The 16321-nt window shown below is 64.9% G+C and carries 14 protein-coding genes and 1 tRNA gene; 11 read left to right on the forward strand and 4 right to left on the reverse strand.

Going from position 1 to position 16321, the window contains the following annotated elements:
- Window positions 1-419: 419 nt before the first annotated feature.
- Complete coding sequence (locus METFAM1_RS0115300; RefSeq protein WP_024300746.1) at window positions 420-2582, reverse strand: helix-turn-helix domain-containing protein; 2163 nt, start codon at window positions 2580-2582, stop codon at window positions 420-422.
- A 509-nt stretch (window positions 2583-3091) separates the two neighbouring features.
- Between METFAM1_RS0115300 and METFAM1_RS20945 the strand changes: the two genes are divergently transcribed.
- Window positions 3092-3181, forward strand: a tRNA-Lys gene (locus METFAM1_RS20945).
- Window positions 3182-3413: 232 nt separating this feature from the next.
- Here METFAM1_RS20945 and METFAM1_RS0115305 read toward each other — a convergent pair.
- A complete protein-coding gene (locus METFAM1_RS0115305; protein WP_019916267.1) occupies window positions 3414-4343 on the reverse strand; it encodes a LysR family transcriptional regulator in 930 nt (309 codons plus the stop codon).
- Between the two features lie 134 nt (window positions 4344-4477).
- On the opposite strand from METFAM1_RS0115305, the gene METFAM1_RS0115310 reads away from it, so the two are divergent.
- The 8 genes from METFAM1_RS0115310 to METFAM1_RS0115340 all read left to right on the forward strand — a co-directional run bounded on the left by METFAM1_RS0115310 (window position 4478) and on the right by METFAM1_RS0115340 (window position 12401).
- The gene (locus METFAM1_RS0115310; protein ID WP_027490932.1) at window positions 4478-5239 is read left to right on the forward strand and encodes an SDR family NAD(P)-dependent oxidoreductase; all 762 of its coding nucleotides are present in this window, start codon (window positions 4478-4480) and stop codon (window positions 5237-5239) included.
- Between the two features lie 33 nt (window positions 5240-5272).
- Window positions 5273-6292, forward strand: coding sequence for a zinc-dependent alcohol dehydrogenase family protein (locus METFAM1_RS0115315; protein ID WP_157256639.1), 1020 nt, complete (start codon window positions 5273-5275; stop codon window positions 6290-6292).
- Window positions 6293-6346: 54 nt separating this feature from the next.
- Entirely contained in the window at window positions 6347-7306 is a 960-nt protein-coding gene (locus METFAM1_RS0115320) for a LysR family transcriptional regulator (protein WP_019916271.1), read from the forward strand.
- Window positions 7307-7425: 119 nt separating this feature from the next.
- Window positions 7426-8415, forward strand: a complete 990-nt coding sequence (locus tag METFAM1_RS0115325) for a zinc-dependent alcohol dehydrogenase family protein (protein WP_019916272.1) — start codon at window positions 7426-7428, stop codon at window positions 8413-8415.
- Window positions 8416-8587: 172 nt separating this feature from the next.
- Window positions 8588-8761 carry an NAD(P)-binding protein gene (locus METFAM1_RS21240; RefSeq protein ID WP_232419780.1) on the forward strand — a complete coding sequence of 58 codons (174 nt, stop codon included), beginning with the start codon at window positions 8588-8590 and terminating at the stop codon, window positions 8759-8761.
- Between the two features lie 72 nt (window positions 8762-8833).
- A complete protein-coding gene (locus METFAM1_RS20255) occupies window positions 8834-10234 on the forward strand; it encodes a flavin-containing monooxygenase (RefSeq protein ID WP_232419782.1) in 1401 nt (466 codons plus the stop codon).
- An 87-nt stretch (window positions 10235-10321) separates the two neighbouring features.
- The gene (locus METFAM1_RS0115335; protein ID WP_019916274.1) at window positions 10322-11377 is read left to right on the forward strand and encodes an alpha/beta fold hydrolase; all 1056 of its coding nucleotides are present in this window, start codon (window positions 10322-10324) and stop codon (window positions 11375-11377) included.
- A gap of 139 nt (window positions 11378-11516) precedes the next feature.
- Window positions 11517-12401 (forward strand): helix-turn-helix domain-containing protein, encoded by an 885-nt coding sequence (locus METFAM1_RS0115340; RefSeq protein WP_019916275.1) that lies wholly within the window; start codon window positions 11517-11519, stop codon window positions 12399-12401.
- A gap of 7 nt (window positions 12402-12408) precedes the next feature.
- On the opposite strand, the gene METFAM1_RS0115345 is transcribed toward METFAM1_RS0115340, so the two are convergent.
- Together METFAM1_RS0115345 and METFAM1_RS0115350 are read right to left on the reverse strand one after the other, a co-directional pair.
- The gene (locus METFAM1_RS0115345; RefSeq protein ID WP_024300750.1) at window positions 12409-13254 is read right to left on the reverse strand and encodes an EamA family transporter; all 846 of its coding nucleotides are present in this window, start codon (window positions 13252-13254) and stop codon (window positions 12409-12411) included.
- Window positions 13255-13284: 30 nt separating this feature from the next.
- A complete protein-coding gene (locus METFAM1_RS0115350) occupies window positions 13285-13515 on the reverse strand; it encodes a hypothetical protein (RefSeq protein ID WP_024300751.1) in 231 nt (76 codons plus the stop codon).
- 189 nt (window positions 13516-13704) lie between these two features.
- Between METFAM1_RS0115350 and METFAM1_RS0115355 the strand changes: the two genes are divergently transcribed.
- A complete protein-coding gene (locus tag METFAM1_RS0115355; protein WP_019916279.1) occupies window positions 13705-14619 on the forward strand; it encodes an asparaginase in 915 nt (304 codons plus the stop codon).
- A 153-nt stretch (window positions 14620-14772) separates the two neighbouring features.
- Window positions 14773-16305, forward strand: a complete 1533-nt coding sequence (locus METFAM1_RS0115360) for an EAL domain-containing protein (protein WP_019916280.1) — start codon at window positions 14773-14775, stop codon at window positions 16303-16305.
- Window positions 16306-16321 lie beyond the last annotated feature (16 nt).

Raw genomic sequence — 16321 nt, forward strand, 5'->3', positions numbered from 1 at the left:
CAAGGATCAGTATCTGTCCTGGCTCGTCCTTCGTCGCTTCCTTACCCGGCACCGGACGGTGCAGACAGTCATGTCAAAGTTGGCAAGGCTAAGGTATTTTTGCGCAATGCTGAGCAGTAGTATTTTTACTTTGGCTCTTCTTGGCTTTGAATCACCGTGTGAGAAGCGGTGGCGCAAGTGGTCTCGGCCTAGGGTTCGGGGGGGACTCCAGATAGGAGTCCTTCCTACTTTCCCAATTTCTCGTGCGCAGCCAGTAAAGCCGTTGGCGTCGATGTTCCACGACGCGCTCCTAGAGCAGCGCGTGACGAAGGACCAACCGCTGGGTGCCCGGCGCGCGCTGGTCGATGGCGTCCTCAGGTCAAACACGGAGCACGCAAGGCAACCTTTACGATTATCGCCCTCGATTTCGATAACGGGAATCACCTGGCCGCTGTCTGCTGAGGTTCGAGCAACGTGGTTACGTTCGCCAAGGCCCGTGCCCATTCGCGTGCGATGAGAGACTTAAGCTCGTCTTCCAGCTTCAGTCGGGCCTCATTTCCGAACCACTCGCGATTGTGCTCGGCGACGCGGCTCTTATAACCAGGGCCTTGACCCCACTCGTCCATGCAGGCTTGCCACAGAAAGGGGTCCGCCTTCAGCGCATCCCTGAAAACTGTTTGGGCCATCAACTGGACCTTTCGCAGCAGTTCTTCGTAGGAGGCGGTCAGCACGCGCTCAGCTTGAGCCAGCAGCTCTGCTGCCTCTGCATATCGCGGTGTTGCTGCCAAGAGCTTGCAGTGACCCGTAAACTGCTGCACTGGCTTTTCGAGGGCCATTACAGCGAGGCGTCTGGCGCTGTAGCCAATATGGTGCGCATAGCTCAGTTGCGGCCATTCGCCCTCGCGGCGCACAGCCGCCCGCACTGTGCTGGCATAGGCGACTTGAATTTGTGCCAGCAGGCTCTCCTGGACGTGGCCTTGTGGAGGCGGAACAGTGGCGTTCTGTGCTGCCCACGTGTGCATTGTTTCGCCAGCGTCCCGAAGTACCGCCTGTATGCGTTCCTCGCCGTGATTGTGTAGCAAAGTGCGCGCACCGTTAATGGCCTCGCCAAGGCGTGTGCAGAACGCCGCGCGCGCGCGCGTCAGTCGTTCGAGCAGAAACGCCTGCGCTGATGACGCCGCGTCTTCATTGGCGTTGAAAAAGGCTACGCTTAGCGTTTGCAGGCCGAGGGGTTCGAGAGCAAGGGCGATCTGCTCGGCCTTCAGCTCGTAGCCCTCCTCGACGCTCTCGACAGGGGCACTTGAGGCGTCGTCCTTCATTGCGAGTGCTTCGGTTGGACGAGGCAGCACCATAAGGGCTGCGTTTGTGTCCAATGTGCGAACGCCGGCATCCTTCGCTCGTTCGAGCAGGAGCCGTGCTTCCGCGCCGGGGGCATTGTTGAAGTAAGAGCACATGACAGCCAGCGTGTGTGGGTCATCGAAGTGGACTTCGATGTCCTCGCGCGCGGCGTTCCGGTCGATCCCCTTGGTGTCAATGAAGCGCACCGTAAGGTCCGCCACCTGTAGCAACCTCTCAGGGACCACAACTTCGATGCGGCGCGGCAGAGTGAAGTCGGGGCTCCGTCCGTTGTTGATGGCGCTGAAAATGTCGCGCAACCAAGCCTTTGGTGACTTGCCACAGGCACTGTCATACCAGATGTCCCGTTTGTCACGACGATGCAGGTTCATGCGGCTGAGAAACTCGACTGCGAATTCGCGCTGCGTGGGGAACTCCTGCGCCAGCTGTTTGGCGGGGTCTGTCGTCGTTCGCTTGCCGTCTGGGCCCTTGGTACGTTGGACGGCGAGGCCGGCCATGTTGCGCAGTGCCCGGGCGACTTCCTTGGAGATGCCCTGCGATTCTTGGCCAGTAGGCCCCTCCTCTTCGGAAGCGACGGCCCCCTTAAGAATGCTGTCAGCCAGATCCAAGACGTCCTGCCGTAATTCGTTGTCGTCCTTGGGCTCCACAATGAGGCCAAACTGGGGGCCTGTGCGTAGATGAACTTCGCACACCGTGATGCCTCCGCCACCGACCTCAAGGACTGGCGTCATCGACCCATCCTCTTTCTGGATTTCGAGGCCAGTCATCTTGCAGATGGCCGTGGACTTGCCGACGCCGATGCTGCCAATGAAGGCGATCTGGTGCTCACGTTTAAGCAGCATCGCCGCTCCACGGTTCAGCTCGTCGGTGTACTCCGACAGCCGACGCTCAAAGGCATGCGGCGTGTCAGGCTGATCTCGGAGTTGCGCGAGCTCACGAGCAACCTGCTCGGCTTCCCAGAGCATGTCTTGGTTGGGATGGTCTAGGGGGGGTCTTGGAAGCACCTGCCACGTCCGATGGAGCGCCTTCGCGAGCTCTGCTGCCTCGGGCGTGTCGAGCTGGTCGAGGATGTCTTGGACTTCCTGGAGGGTGACAGTACGGTCGCCGCTCTCGATGCGCGACAGCACCGCAGGGCTAAGCGAGACGCGCTTAGCGAGTTCCGCTTGCTTCATGCCGCTGCGCTCACGTACCTGCATCAGGTGCCGGCCTAATTCGGCGGCGGATACTACTTCTTCATTGGTGGTCATGTAGTTCGCTCCATTTCAGCGCGGTTGATTTCAACAGAAACCAGTGAGCAGTCGCGCAAGCTATCTTCGGTTTCAGGTGTGAATATAGAAATCTTTCACTTGAAAGTACACGTTTTAAGAAAACTTTCTTTTCGTGTGCAGGCTGAACGCTGCTTTACCGGTCTAGCGAGTCAGCTGTCACGTCGACTCATGTTGATACGAGCGAGTCCTCTCTCCCAAAAAGCGCAGCGCGCTTGTCCATACCGGGATCAGGTGCGCAAGGCAGTGATTGGCTGGGGCGCGGAGCGACGGACGCCCGCTGATGGCTTGCCGCTGAGTGATCGGCGAAACCCCGGCCTCAGATCAGTTCGGCGCGGGATCGGCTTGATGCCAAGACGCGCTTCAACCTTTTGTCGCCACGTTTTATGACAAATGGTGTTAGCGCAAGTGGTAGCATTGAAGTGTTCGGAGGCCCGCGTCTGACTGCGGAGCACTTCGGACGAGTTCGGAGAAACTTCTGATGAAACAAGGGGTTGAAAACCCCGGCAAGTACCCGGAAGGCCTGGGTGGATCAACTCTTAATCCGTAGGTCGAGTGTTCGAGCCACTCACAACCCACCAGATGCATTGAGCAAAAGGCCAGTTCTCCGGAACTGGCCTTTTTCTTTTTGCGGCGTCGCAACGTGCGTGTGGCCTGGATCTCGCCTACTTCCCCCGATCAGTCGCGTCATCCGCTCGATCGACTGGTCCGGGGGGGGCGCCGGCGTCAACATCAGAAGTCGCGCATCAAGCAGGGCACTATTGACCGCCGGCTTCCGTCCTTCTCACCCGGCGCTCTGCCGGCATCCTGGGCTCAGCGTGATTCGTCCGCGGGTCCTGATTGGGGGAACAGCGTGTCATCGGAGAGGGTGCGCATGATTTCGTCGAAGACGATGCGGACTCTCCTGGGTACTGGCGATCGCTGGGGCCGATAGACGCAGATTTGCCACGGGTCCGGCGCATGTACTTGCAGCACCGGCACAAGTCGTCCGCTGCGGATATGGGGGAGGGCCAGATACCACGGCAGTTGCCCGAAGCCCATTCCGTTCAGCACCGCCTCACACTCGGTTTCGGGGTCGTCGGTGATGAAGTTTGCCCGGTGGGGCAGAAATTGCTGGCCACTCTTGAAATGCCACGGCCACGCCTTCCCGGAATTGATGTCCATGAGCGCGGTGACGGGAAGGGCCTGCAGGTCGGTGATCGATTCCGGTCTGGAATGCTCGTCGATCAACGAAGGCGCCGCAACGACCTCGAAACCGATCCGCGCGGCCGGCCGTGCGACGAAGCGCTGGTCACGCATGAACCCGATTCGAATCCCGATATCGATTCGCTCGTCTACCACGTCGGCGACCTTTTCGCTGAGGCTGAGTTCGATGATCAGGCCGGGGTGCGCGCCGGCGAGGCGCGATATCACGGGTGCCAGGAATCGCCGGCCGATCGCACCCGGCGCAGTAATGTGGACGCGCCCCTGCATGTCCGAATCGGGTGCGGACACCCGTGTGTCGAACAACCCGTCAACTGCCGCCAGGGCATCGCGGGCTCGCATCGCGAACCGTTCGCCGAACTGCGTGATCTGGATCTTGCGGGTACTCCGGTGGAACAGCACCTCACCGAGCTCCCGCTCCAGCTCCTGTACGGCGCGTGTGATGTCCTGAGGCGAGCGTCCGAGCTTCATCGCCGCGCCTCGGAAGCTGGTCGATTCCGACGCCGCACAGAGTACCTTCAGCAGTTCCAGACGTTCCATTTCAAGCCGCCTCGCGAGTCTTGATCCAATAATTCCATATTTTGTAATTTTAAAACGCATATTGATCCATATACGGGACCAATTCTGATTTTCATACTTCGCTCACCCGTTCCTAATCAACTCAGGAGAGCGAAATGAACACCTTTGATCTGCAGAACAAATCAGTTGTCATTACCGGAGCTTCGTCAGGCATGGGCCGGGCAGCTGCGCTGGCCTTTGCACGCGAAGGAGCACGCCTGGTCCTGGCGGCTCGCCGAAGCGAGGAAGGCGAAGCAGTGGCCGCGGCCGCACGCGCGCTCGGAGCCGAGGCCGTCTTCGTCCAGGCAGACGTGACACGCGAAGAGGACGTCCGTCGCGTCATCGATCAGGCCGTCCAGCGCTACGGCCGGCTGGATGTCGCCTTCAACAACGCCGGTACAGAAGGGCTTGCCGCGCCCCTGCATGAACAGCCCATCGACAACTTCGATCGGGTGATGAGCACCAATGTGAAGAGTGTCTTCTTCAGCATGAAGCATGAAATCGCCGCGATGCTCGAATCCGGTGGTGGCGCCATCGTCAACAACGCGTCCATGGGGTCATTCATCGGATTCCAGAACCTTTCCCCCTATATCGCGAGCAAGCATGCCGTACTTGGACTGACGCGCACCGCTGCGCTCGAGTACTTCCCGAAGGGCATCCGGATCAATGCCGTGTGCCCGGGCATCATCGATACACCTTTCCAGGATCGCGTCTGGGGCAGCGAGGAGGCCAAGCAGGGCTTTGCGAAGAGCACGCCGCCCGGTCGCATCGGGACGAGCGAGGAAGTGGCCGATCTCGTGCTCTTCCTGGCGTCCGCTCGCGCCACCTTCTTCAGCGGTCAGGGCGTGGTGATCGATGGTGGCTACACGGTTGCCTGAAGACGGCGAAAAGTCCACCGGAAAGGGAGTTCAATGACATCCACCACCATGCGTGCGATCACGCTCAACTCGGCCGGTCTTGCCGATCTGCACATGACCACCCTCGCCGTGCCCAGACCGGGTCCGGATGAGGTACTGATACGGGTAAAGGCGGCAAGCATCAACTATCGCGACCTCGTCGTGATGAAGGGCGTCTACAAGCCTGACATCGGTTTTCCCTTCGTGCCGCTGTCGGATGCGAGCGGAGAAGTCGCCGAGGTCGGCTCTGCGGTTTCCCGTTTCCGTGTGGGCGATCGCGTGATTCCCACCTTTATTCAGGGATGGTACGGCGGACTCCCCATCCCGGAGCGTCGAGCGAACTGGACGCTTGGCTGGCCGCGAACCGGGGTGCTTCAGGAGTTCATCGTCGTGCCGGCCGATGACGCCGTCCTCGCACCGCGAAACCTGAACCATTTCGAGGCGTCGACGCTGTCGATTGCGGGGGTGACTGCGTGGTCCGCTCTGCGCGCCGGGAACATCAAGGCCGGTGACTGGGTGCTGGTGCAGGGTACGGGGGGCGTGTCTCTGTTCGCACTGCAGCTCGCCAGGAGCATGGGCGCGCGCGTCGTCCTGCTGACTTCGAATGAGGAGAAGGCCGCTCGTGCAGTTTCACTGGGTGCGGATCACGTCATCGACTATCGCACCACGCCGGAGTGGGCGGCCGCTGTCATGTCGGCCACCGATGGTCGCGGTGTCGACATCGTGGTGGAGACGGCCGGCAACACGCTGTCCGAATCACTGAAGGCGGTCGCGTTCGGCGGATTCGTGGGTGTCGTCGGATTTCTCGGCGGGTTCTCGGCAACGGTCGGCATCGTGCCGATGATTGAAAGAATGATCCGCGTCGAGGGCATCGCGGTCGGATCGAGGAATCAGTTCGAGGCGATGAATCGGGCGATCGAGGCGCATGACATCGTGCCGGTCATCGATTCGGTGACGCCGTTTGAACGCGCGGCAGAGGCATTCCAGCGCATGGAAGCGGGGAAGCACTTCGGAAAGATGGTCATCGAGTTCTGACCCCGTGACCACGCAAGGGCCCATCGCTTGCTTCGGTTCCGGACCTGCCGCACTGTGCGTTCCGTTACCGGCCTGGCGGCCCGACGCAACGCCGAAAAGGAGGGCGGCAATATGGATCGTATAGAGGCGATGCGCATCTTTGTGCAGGTTGTCGAGAAGGGGAGCTTTTCCGCGGCGGCAGAGCACCTGCAGCTCCACAGACCGGTTGCCACGCGCGCAGTCCAGGGTCTGGAGCGCGAGCTCGGAATCCGGCTGCTCAACCGCACGACCCGCAAGTTGAGCGTCACGGACGAAGGCGAGTACTTCTATCAGCAGACCGTGCAGCTTCTCTCCGGCATCGAAGACATCTTTGCCAGCTACTCGGGTGCCCAACGCAGCGCGACGGGAAAGCTCAAGGTCAGTCTGGCGGCCACGATCGCCGGATCCATCGTCATTCCCGCTCTGCCCGATTTTCAGCGCGCTCATCCGCTGATCGAAATTCACCTCGGTGTTTCGGACCAGCCGGTCGATATCTTCGATGACGGTATCGATTGCGTTGTCCGCCTGGGTGAGCTTCATGATTCGAGCGCGGTGGCCAGGCGCGTCGGACAGGTCCGCATGGTCACGTGCGCGTCACGTCGCTATATCGAGCAGCACGGAATGCCGCTTACGATCGACGCGTTGCGGGCGCACAAGGCCATCAATTTCGTCAGTGGACGAAGCAGGCGTCTTGTCGACTGGACATTCAACGAGCGCAGGGGCGAGACCCGGCTGAGACTGCCCAGCGCGATCGTGACGGACAGTTCGGATTCACTGCTGACATGTGCCCTGGCCGGGATGGGCGTCATTCAGGGGGTTCGTCCGTCGCTCCAGCCCTACCTGGACTCGGGCCGGTTGATCGAGGTGCTGCCGCACCTGCCGCCGTCCCCGAAGCCGATCTCGATTCTCTATCCGCACCGCACACACCTACCGGGCAAGACGACCGTGTTCATCGAGTGGCTGACCGAGCTCATCGGGAAGTCCTGCGCCGGGTGACTGTTACTGGAGCGGCAACAGTGAATTAACCCGGGGCGGCTATCTGAGATCGCCGGGGCCTCCTAGATTTGCGACATCGCGCATTTGCGATTTCCCGCTTTCCTGGAGGTATTCGTTTCATGTCGAAAGTCATTCATTTCAACCGCACGGGTGGTGCAGAGGTGCTCGAGTTCGCGGAGGTCGATGTTGCCGCCCCCACCGCTGGCGAGGTTCAGATCAGCGTCAGGGCTCTGGGCATCAACCGGGCGGAGATCATGTTCCGCAACGGCGAATATGTCATCGACCCTGTCTTCCCCGCGACCCTTGGCTATGAGGCGGCAGGGGACGTGCTGGCAGTCGGATCCGACGTGACCGAAGTCCGGGTCGGGGATCGCGTGAGCGTCATTCCAGCCTTCTCGTTCGCCGACTACGGCATGTACGGCGAGCGGGTGAATGCGCCGGCCCATGCCGTGGTCAAGATTCCGGACGGCATTTCCTACGAGCAGGCTGCGGCCACCTGGATGCAGTTCGTCACCGCCTATGGCGCGCTCGTATCCATGGGTGGGATGCGTGCCGGGGACACGGTTGTGCTGGGCGCGTCGACCAGCAGTGTCGGCCTCGCCGCAATCCAGATGGCGAACATGGTGGGTGCGACGCCGATTGCATTGACGCGCACCCTCAACAAGGAACAACAGCTCAGGGCTGCCGGCGCGGCCCACGTGTTTGCCAGCAGCGATCCCGAACTGCCCGAGAAGATCCGGGCAGTCACTGGTGGTCAGGGTGCGCGTCTGGTATTCGATCCCGTCGGCGGCCCTGGAGCGCGTGCGTTGTTCAGTGCGATGGCCGATCAAGGCATCTACTATCAGTACGGGGCTCTGAGTGCTGCGGATATTCCGGTACCGGTTATGGACGTGCTGTCGCGGCATCTGACCTTGCGAGGCTACGAACTCTTCGAGATCACGACCGTACCGGAGCGACTTGCCGCTGCGAAGCTGTTCATTTCGGAGGGGCTGTCGTCGGGCGCTCTCTCGCCTGTCATCGACAGGGTGTTCGAGTTCGCCGACATCGCCGACGCTCACCGATACATGGAATCGGGCGGTCAGGTCGGAAAGATCGTGGTCAGGGTCTGACGCCATCCCCTTCGTCAACCTCGCACCCTGACGGTCTTCCGGTTTCATTCAAAAGATCGCCGGAATCGTTCAAGCCCGTCCGTTCGTCCATCCCTACAGTCAGCGCCAGATGGTCCCGCCCCGCGCGGGGACATTCCGGGTTCTGCACACAGTCAAAATGACGGAGGGGAAGATGGGCGAAGCAACTGTGGCCGCAAAAGCGGCGGGAGCGACCGAGGGCGCGAACACCTTCGACGCGGTGGTGATCGGCGCCGGCGTGGCCGGGCTGTACCAGGTGTACCGGCTGCGCGAGATGGGCATGTCGGTGCAGGGCTTCGAAGCCGGCTCCGGCGTCGGCGGCACCTAGTACTGGAACCGCTATCCGGGCGCGCGCTTCGATTCCGAGGCGGAGATCTACCAGTACTGGTTCGACGAGGCCATGTTCAAGAACTGGCAGCCGAGCGAGCGCTTCCCGGCGCAGCCGGAAACCGAACGCTGGCTGAACTACGTCGCCGACCGTGCCGACCTGCGCAAGCACTTCCGTTTCGACACCCGCGTCACCGCGGCGCGCTACGACGAAGCGAAGCGGCAGTGGGCGATCACTACCGACGCCGGCGATACGGTGACGGCGCGCTTCCTGATCTGCTGCACCGGCATGCTGTCGGCGCCGCTGACCTCGGTGTTTCCGGGGCAGGACAGCTTCCGCGGGCAGATCTTCCACACGGCACGCTGGCCGAAGGAACGGGTCGAGTTCGTCGGCAAGCGCGTCGGCGTGGTCGGCACCGGTGCCACCGGCATCCAGGTGATCCAGACCATCGCGCCGCAGGTCGGCCACCTGAAGGTGTTCCTGCGCACGCCGCAGTACGTGATACCGATGCGCAACCCGAAGTACAGCCCGGCCGACTGGGCCAGGCAGGGTGAGCGCTTCGCGCAGATCCGCGACCGCGTGGCGCGCACCTTTTCCGGCTTCGAGTACGACTTCGAGAACGGCGCCTGGGCCGACCTCACGCCGGCGCAGCGCACCGAGGTGCTGGAGCGGCTGTGGGCCGACGGCTCGCTGGCGCTGTGGCTGGCCTCCTTCGCCGAAATGTTCTTCGACGAGAAGGTGAACGACGTCGTGTCCGAATTCGTGCGCGACAAGATGCGCGCGCGCATCAAGGACCCGGCACTGTGCGAAAAACTCATCCCGACCAGTTACGGCTTCGGCACCCACCGCGTGCCGCTGGAGAGCAATTACCTTGAGGTGTTCCACCAGCCGAACGTCGACATCGTCGACGTGAAGCAGGCGCCGATCGAACGCATCGTGCCCGAGGGCGTCATGACCGCCGACGGCACCGTGCATGAACTCGACATTCTGGTGCTCGCCACCGGCTTCGACGCCGGCTCCGGCGCGCTCACCCGCATCGACATCCGCGGCCGTGACGGCCGTTCGCTGAAGGAGGAGTGGGGACAGGAAATCCGCACCACGATGGGCCTGCAGGTGCACGGCTATCCCAACATGTTCACCACCGGCGCGCCGCTGGCGCCGTCGGCCGCGCTGTGCAACATGACCACCTGCCTGCAGCAGCAGGTCGACTGGATCACCGCCTGCATACGCTCGATGCGCGACAAGGGCCAGCAGGTGATCGAGCCGTCGAAGGCGCTGCAGGACCAGTGGGTCGCCCACCACGACGAGACGGCAAACAGGACGCTCGTGGTGAAGACCGACTCCTGGTACATGGGCACCAACGTCGCGGGCAAGCCGCGCCGTCTGCTGTCCTATATCGGTGGCGTCGGCACCTACCGCCAGAAGTGCGACGAGGTCGCGGCCAGCGGCTATCGCGGCTTCACCTTCGCCTGATCGGCGATGCACCCGGCCGGCATCGCCGGCCGGACCCGGACACAGCGCCGCACCGCCCGGTGACGGCGACGACGGAGGAGCAGGAAGATGATCCAGAACGACTATTACAGCCAGGACATGCACGGCCCTTACGAGCTCATCAGCATCGGTGCGCTGGAACTGGAAGAGGGCGGCACGATTCCCGACTGCAGGCTGGCCGTGGTCACGCACGGCACGCTGAACGCGCGCAAGGACAACGCCATCCTGGTGCCCACCTGGTACTCGGGCACCAGCAAGATCATCGAGCAGGTCTACATCGGCAAGGGCCACGCGCTCGATCCGGACAAGTACTTCATTGTCCAGATCAACCAGATCGGCAGCGGGCTGTCGAGCTCGCCGCACAACAGCGATGGCGCGATCGCGATGGAGCGCTTTCCGCGCGTGCGCATCGGCGACGACGTGCGTGCGCAGCAGCGCCTGCTGTCGCAGCAATTCGGCATCGAGAAGCTGGCGCTGGTGGTCGGCGGTTCGATGGGCGCGCAGCAGACCTGGGAATGGGCGGTGCGCTTTCCCGACCGCGTGCTGCGCGCGGCGCCGCTGGCCGGCACGGCGAAGAACAGCGAACACGACTACCTGTTCGCCGAGACACTGATCGAGGCCATCGTCACCGATCCGAACTTCAAGGGCGGTCGCTACGCCGCCTCGTACGACGTGATCGACGGCCTGCGCCGGCACGCCAAGCTGTGGACGGTGATGGGCTGGAGTGTCGACTTCTTCCGCGAAGGGCGGCACCGCGTGCTCGGTTTCGAGTCGGTCGCCGATTTCGTCGATCGTTTCATGGTCGGCTACTTCGGGCCGATGGATGCCAACGACCTGCTGTGCATGGCGTGGAAGTGGCAGCGCGGCGACGTCAGCCGCCACGCCGGCGGTGATCTCGCGGCCGCGCTCGCCCGCGTGCGCGCGAAGATGTATGTGATGCCGATCAGCCACGACATGTTCTTCCCGCCCGAGGACTGCCGCCGCGAACAGCGTCTGGTGGCCGGCAGCGAACTGCGCGTGCTGGACAGCATCGACGGCCACTTCGCGTTGCTGGGCACCGACCCGGCGATGGTGGCGCAGGTGGATGTCCACCTCGCGGAGCTGCTCGCCACGCCTGCCGGCTGAGCGCGTGGCGGTTTCGCTGCGCTGCAACCTCGGCGCGCCGGACGCTCTGCTAAGCTGCCCCTGCCTGCCGGCTTGTGCCGGCAGGCGTGACCGGCGGCGCAGCGGACCGCGTCCGGCCTTCTCGTCGGGGGAGAACGACATGCCGAACATCATCACGCCGAAAGAACTGCCCCAGTGGGTGCCCGGCGAGGTGCTTTCGTCGAGCGACAACCTCGGCTGGAAGGGCGTGGGCCACCGCTCCTATCGCTATGCCGGGCTGGATGTGCCGATCCCGCCGCTGGATCATTTCATGGTCGTGCGCTACGCCGCCGGCCAGACGCCGATGGATCGCTGCTTCGACCAGCGCTGGTCGCGCGCCGACTGCCGTCCGGGTGACGCCTCGCTGCTCACCATGTCGGAGGCCTCGCACTGGCACTGGACCCAGCAGATCGACGTGTCGCACGTCTATCTGTCGAACGGCCTAATGTCGCGCGTGGCCGGCGAGGTGATGGACAGACCGGTGGCCGAGGTGCGGCTGCACGACGTGCTGTGCGCGCGCGACCCGACACTGCTCGCGATCACCGATGCCATCACGCAGGAGGCGGTGCAGCCCGAAATGGGCGGCCCGCTGTATGCCGAAACGCTGGGCACGCAGCTGGCGGTGCACCTGCTGCGCAAGTACGCCCAGGTCACCTTCCGCCACGACCTGCCGGGCGGCCGCCTGTCGCCGGCGCAGATGCGCCGCGTGCTCGACCTGATAGACAGCCGCCTGCACGAGGCGCTGACGCTGGAGGACATGGCCGAGGCGGCCGGCCTCGGCGTGTGCACCTTCCACCGCCGCTTCCGCGAGACACAGGGGCGGGCGCCGCATGCCTTCGTGATCGACCGCCGTGTCGAACGCGCGCGCCAGCTGCTCGCCGCCGGCGACCTGGCGGTCAAGGAGGTGGCGGCCAGCTGCGGTTTTTCCGATCAGGCGCACATGACGCGCGTGCTGCGCGCACGGCTCGGCACCACGCCAGCCAAGCTGCGCGCGGCGCGCGGCTAGCGCCCGCTTACTGCAGCACCCGGAGCGCCACTGCGCCGGTGCCGACGACGACGATGGCGATGACGCGCGTCCGGCTGACCGGCTCCTTCAGCACCAGAGCGGCGATCAGCAGCGCGAACACCACCGATGTTTCGCGCAGTGCCGCCACCAGCGCGATCGGCGCGCGCGTCATCGCCCACAGCACCAGCGCGTAGGACGCCAGCGTGCCGGCGCCGCCGATCAGCGCGCGCCGGCCGCTGCCGTGCAGCCGGGCCAGGCCGGTTCGACCACGCTGCAGGCAGAAGATCAGAGCCAGCGCCAGACCGGTCAGCAGCAGCATCCACGCGGTGTAGCCGAAGGCGGAGCCGGACAGGCGCGCGCCGCGGCCATCGATCAGCGTGTAGCCGGCGATCACCGCGCCGTTGACCAGCGCCAGCGCTGCTGAACCCAGGTGCAGGTGGCCGCGGCGCCGGGCGTCGCCGGCCAGCAGCAGGATGCCGCCGCCAATCAGCAGGATGCCGGTCCACGCACCCGGCGACAGCCGTTCGCCGAGCAGCTGCGTCGCCGCCAGTGCGGTCAGGAGCGGTGCCGAACCGCGCATCAGCGGATAGGCCAGACCCAGTTCGCCGCCACGGTAGGCGAGTGCCACCAGCGAGAAGTAGGCGACATGGATCAGCACCGAGGCGCTCAGCCAGGGCCAGCTGGCCGGCGCCGGCAAGGGCAGCAGCGGCAGCAGGCAGGCCGCCCACAGCGCGGCGCCGCCGACCATGAACACGGTGTCGCCGAAGGTGTCCTGCGAACTGCGCACCAGCGCATTCCAGCCGGCATGCAGCAGTGCCGCGAACAGCACGACCGCCATTACGTCCAGGGCCATGCCGTCGTCCTCCGCCGTGCGGGCGCTGTGTCAGTCGACCTGCTTCGGCGGCGCGGGCGGTGTTTCCTCGCGCACGCCGCGTATCACCTTGATCAGGCAGAACAGGAAGCCGGCGACGCCGACCGCGGTCATGATCAGCGACTGCCACAGCGGCCAGCCGCCGGTCTGGCTTTCGTCGATCAGGTTGAGCAGGCTCAGCGTCACCCCGGACATGCCGACGATGGCGAAGCCGAGGGCGGCGAAGAAGAACAGTACGCGCATGAATGAGATCCAGTGAGAGGCGGCGCAGCGCCGGCGGCGGGCAAGCCGCCGCGGGTGCCCGGCGGCCTGCATTGTGTCCGAAGCGGCGGCGACCTGTGAAGCCGCGTCGCCGGCTTCGACCACGCGCGCGCTTGCGCGTGCCGCGAGCGCTCCGCGAGAATGCGGCAACTTCACTCGCGAACCGACACGATGAAACGCATCGTCATCCTCGGCACCGGCGGCACCATCGCCGGTCAGGCCCGGCAGGCCGGCGACAACGTCGGCTATACCGCCGCGCAGATCGCCGTCGGCGACCTGCTGGCGGCGATACCGGCACTGGCCGGCTTCGCGCTGGAAGCGGAACAGGTGGCGCAGGTCGACAGCAAGGACATGTCCTTCGCCATCTGGCGTGCGCTGGCGCAGCGCACCGCGCATCACCTGGCGCGCGACGAGGTGGCCGGTGTCGTCATCACGCACGGCACCGACACGCTGGAGGAAACCGCCTACTTCCTGCATCGCGTGCTGGCACCTGCCAAGCCGGTGGTGCTGACCGCGGCGATGCGCCCGGCCACCGCGCTGGCGGCCGATGGACCGCAGAACTTGCTCGACGCGGTGCGGCTCGCCGCGCTGCCGGGCGCGCGTGGCGTGCTCGCCTGCGTCGCCGGCGCGGTGCATGCCGGGTGTGACGTGCGCAAGGTGCACCCCTACCGCACCGACGCCTTCGATTCCGGTGACGCCGGCCCGCTCGGCCATATGGAAGAGGGACGGTTGCGGCAACTGCGCGACTGGCCGGCGGGCGAGGCGCTCGGTCTGGCCTGTACGCAGCGCGAGGACTGGCCGCGCGTCGACATCGTCGTCAGCGCGGCAGGGGTCGATGGCGCACTGGTCGATGCGCTGGTGGCGCTCGGCGCGCGCGGCATCGTCGCCGCCTGCACCGGCAACGGCACATTGTCCGCTGCGCTCGAAAGCGCGTTGCTGCGCGCGCAGGCGGCGGGCGTCGCGGTGTTGCGCGCCACCCGCATCGGCCGCGGCAGCATCGTCGAGACGACGGCGCAGGCGCTGCCGTCGGCCGGCGCGTTGACGCCGGTGCAGGCACGCGTCGAACTGCTGCTCACCCTGCGCTGACGCCGGGCATTCACAAAAAAGCACGAAGATTGCGCCGTCGGCGCGCTGCGACCGGGTCGCAAGCGCTTAAACTTCCGCTTCTGTGCACATCAAGAATAAGGTCGCCCGAGCGGCCGCCATAATCGAAGAACGCTTCCGATGCGACGTCGCGCATTGACCACGCTGTTGACCGTGGCCGCCCTGCTTGCCGGGCTGCTGCCGGTGGCGGCCGCGCTCTATTTCTCCTGGGCCTACACGCTGCGGGTGGAATCCCAGCACCTCGATGCGCTGGCGCAGCAGGCGCTGGCACGCGCCGAGCAGGTGTTCGACGACGCGCAGTCCGAACTGGGCGGCCTGCAGAGTTTCCCGCAGCCAGCCTGCTCGCCGGCCCATATCGAGCGGCTGCGGCAGATCGCCTACTGCACGCCCTTCGTACGCGAGATCGCCTATGTCGAGAACGGCCAGATCGCCTGCAGCAGCATGGGCAGCGACGCACACCGCGTGCTGCCGGCGGCCGACTGGTCGGACGGCAAGGGGCGGCAGATCTGGTTCCGCGTCACGCACACGCTGGACGACGTCAGACCGTCGGTGGCCATCGGCCGCGGCAGCCATATCGCACTGATCCACGCCAGCCACTTCCAGGCGCGCGCGGTCGGCGACACCCAGCTGGCAGTGCTCAGCACCACCGACTGGCTGCCGCTCGCCCACCTCGACCAGCCGCTGCTGCCCAGCATGATCGATACCGCGGTGACCGGTCGCGAGCGCATCCAGGGCGACCGTCTGTATGCCGTCGCGCAGTCGGCGCAGCTGCCCATCGTCGCCGTCGGTGCGCAGTCGCGCGCCCAGCTGATGGCCGCATGGACCGAGCCGCTGGTCATGATGACGCTGCTCGGCGTGCTGGTGAGCACGATGCTGATGTGGGCGGTGCGCCGCTTCGCGCGTCAATACTTCTCGCCGGCCAGCGCGCTGCTGTCGGCGATACGTCGCGGCGAACTGCGCGTGGCCTACCATCCGCAGATCAGGCTGTCCGACGGTCGTTGCGTCGGCGCCGAGCTGCTGGTGCGCTGGCCCGATCAGAACGAGCCGGTCATGAGCACCGACGACCTGGTGCATCTGGCCGAGCATTCCGGCTTCGAGCACGAAATCACCGCCCGCGTGCTGCGCACCGCCATTTCCGAAATCGGCGACCTGCTGCAGCGCCGGCCGGAGCTAACGGTGTCGCTCAACCTTGCCTCGCACGATCTGGAGCGCGGCGACCTGACCGAACTGCTGGCCGACGCGCTGGACGGCAACGGCATCCGCCGCAGCCAGATCGAACTCGAACTGACCGAGCGCAACCTGATCCAGGCCGGCTCGGCCGGCGCGGTGCTGGCGCGGCTGCGCGAAGCCGGCCACAAGGTGCTGCTGGACGACTTCGGTACCGGCTATTCCAGCCTGTCCTATCTGCACGACCTGCCGGTCGATGCGCTGAAGATAGACCGCGCCTTCGTCGGCACCATCGGTTCCGAAACGCCGCACGCGCCGCTGGTGCCGCACATTGCCGAGATCGCTCGCACGCGCGGCCTGCACATGGTGGCCGAGGGCGTCGAAACCGAACAGCAGGCGGACTATCTGCGCGAGCAGGGCGTCGAGATCGCGCAGGGCTATCTGTACGCGCGGCCTATGGACGCCAGCGAGTTCCGCCACTTCCTCGCCACGCGCGGCTGAACCCGGCGCGCGGCGC

Source organism: Methyloversatilis discipulorum (assembly GCF_000527135.1).
In the GTDB taxonomy this organism is placed as follows: Bacteria; Pseudomonadota; Gammaproteobacteria; order Burkholderiales; family Rhodocyclaceae; genus Methyloversatilis; species Methyloversatilis discipulorum.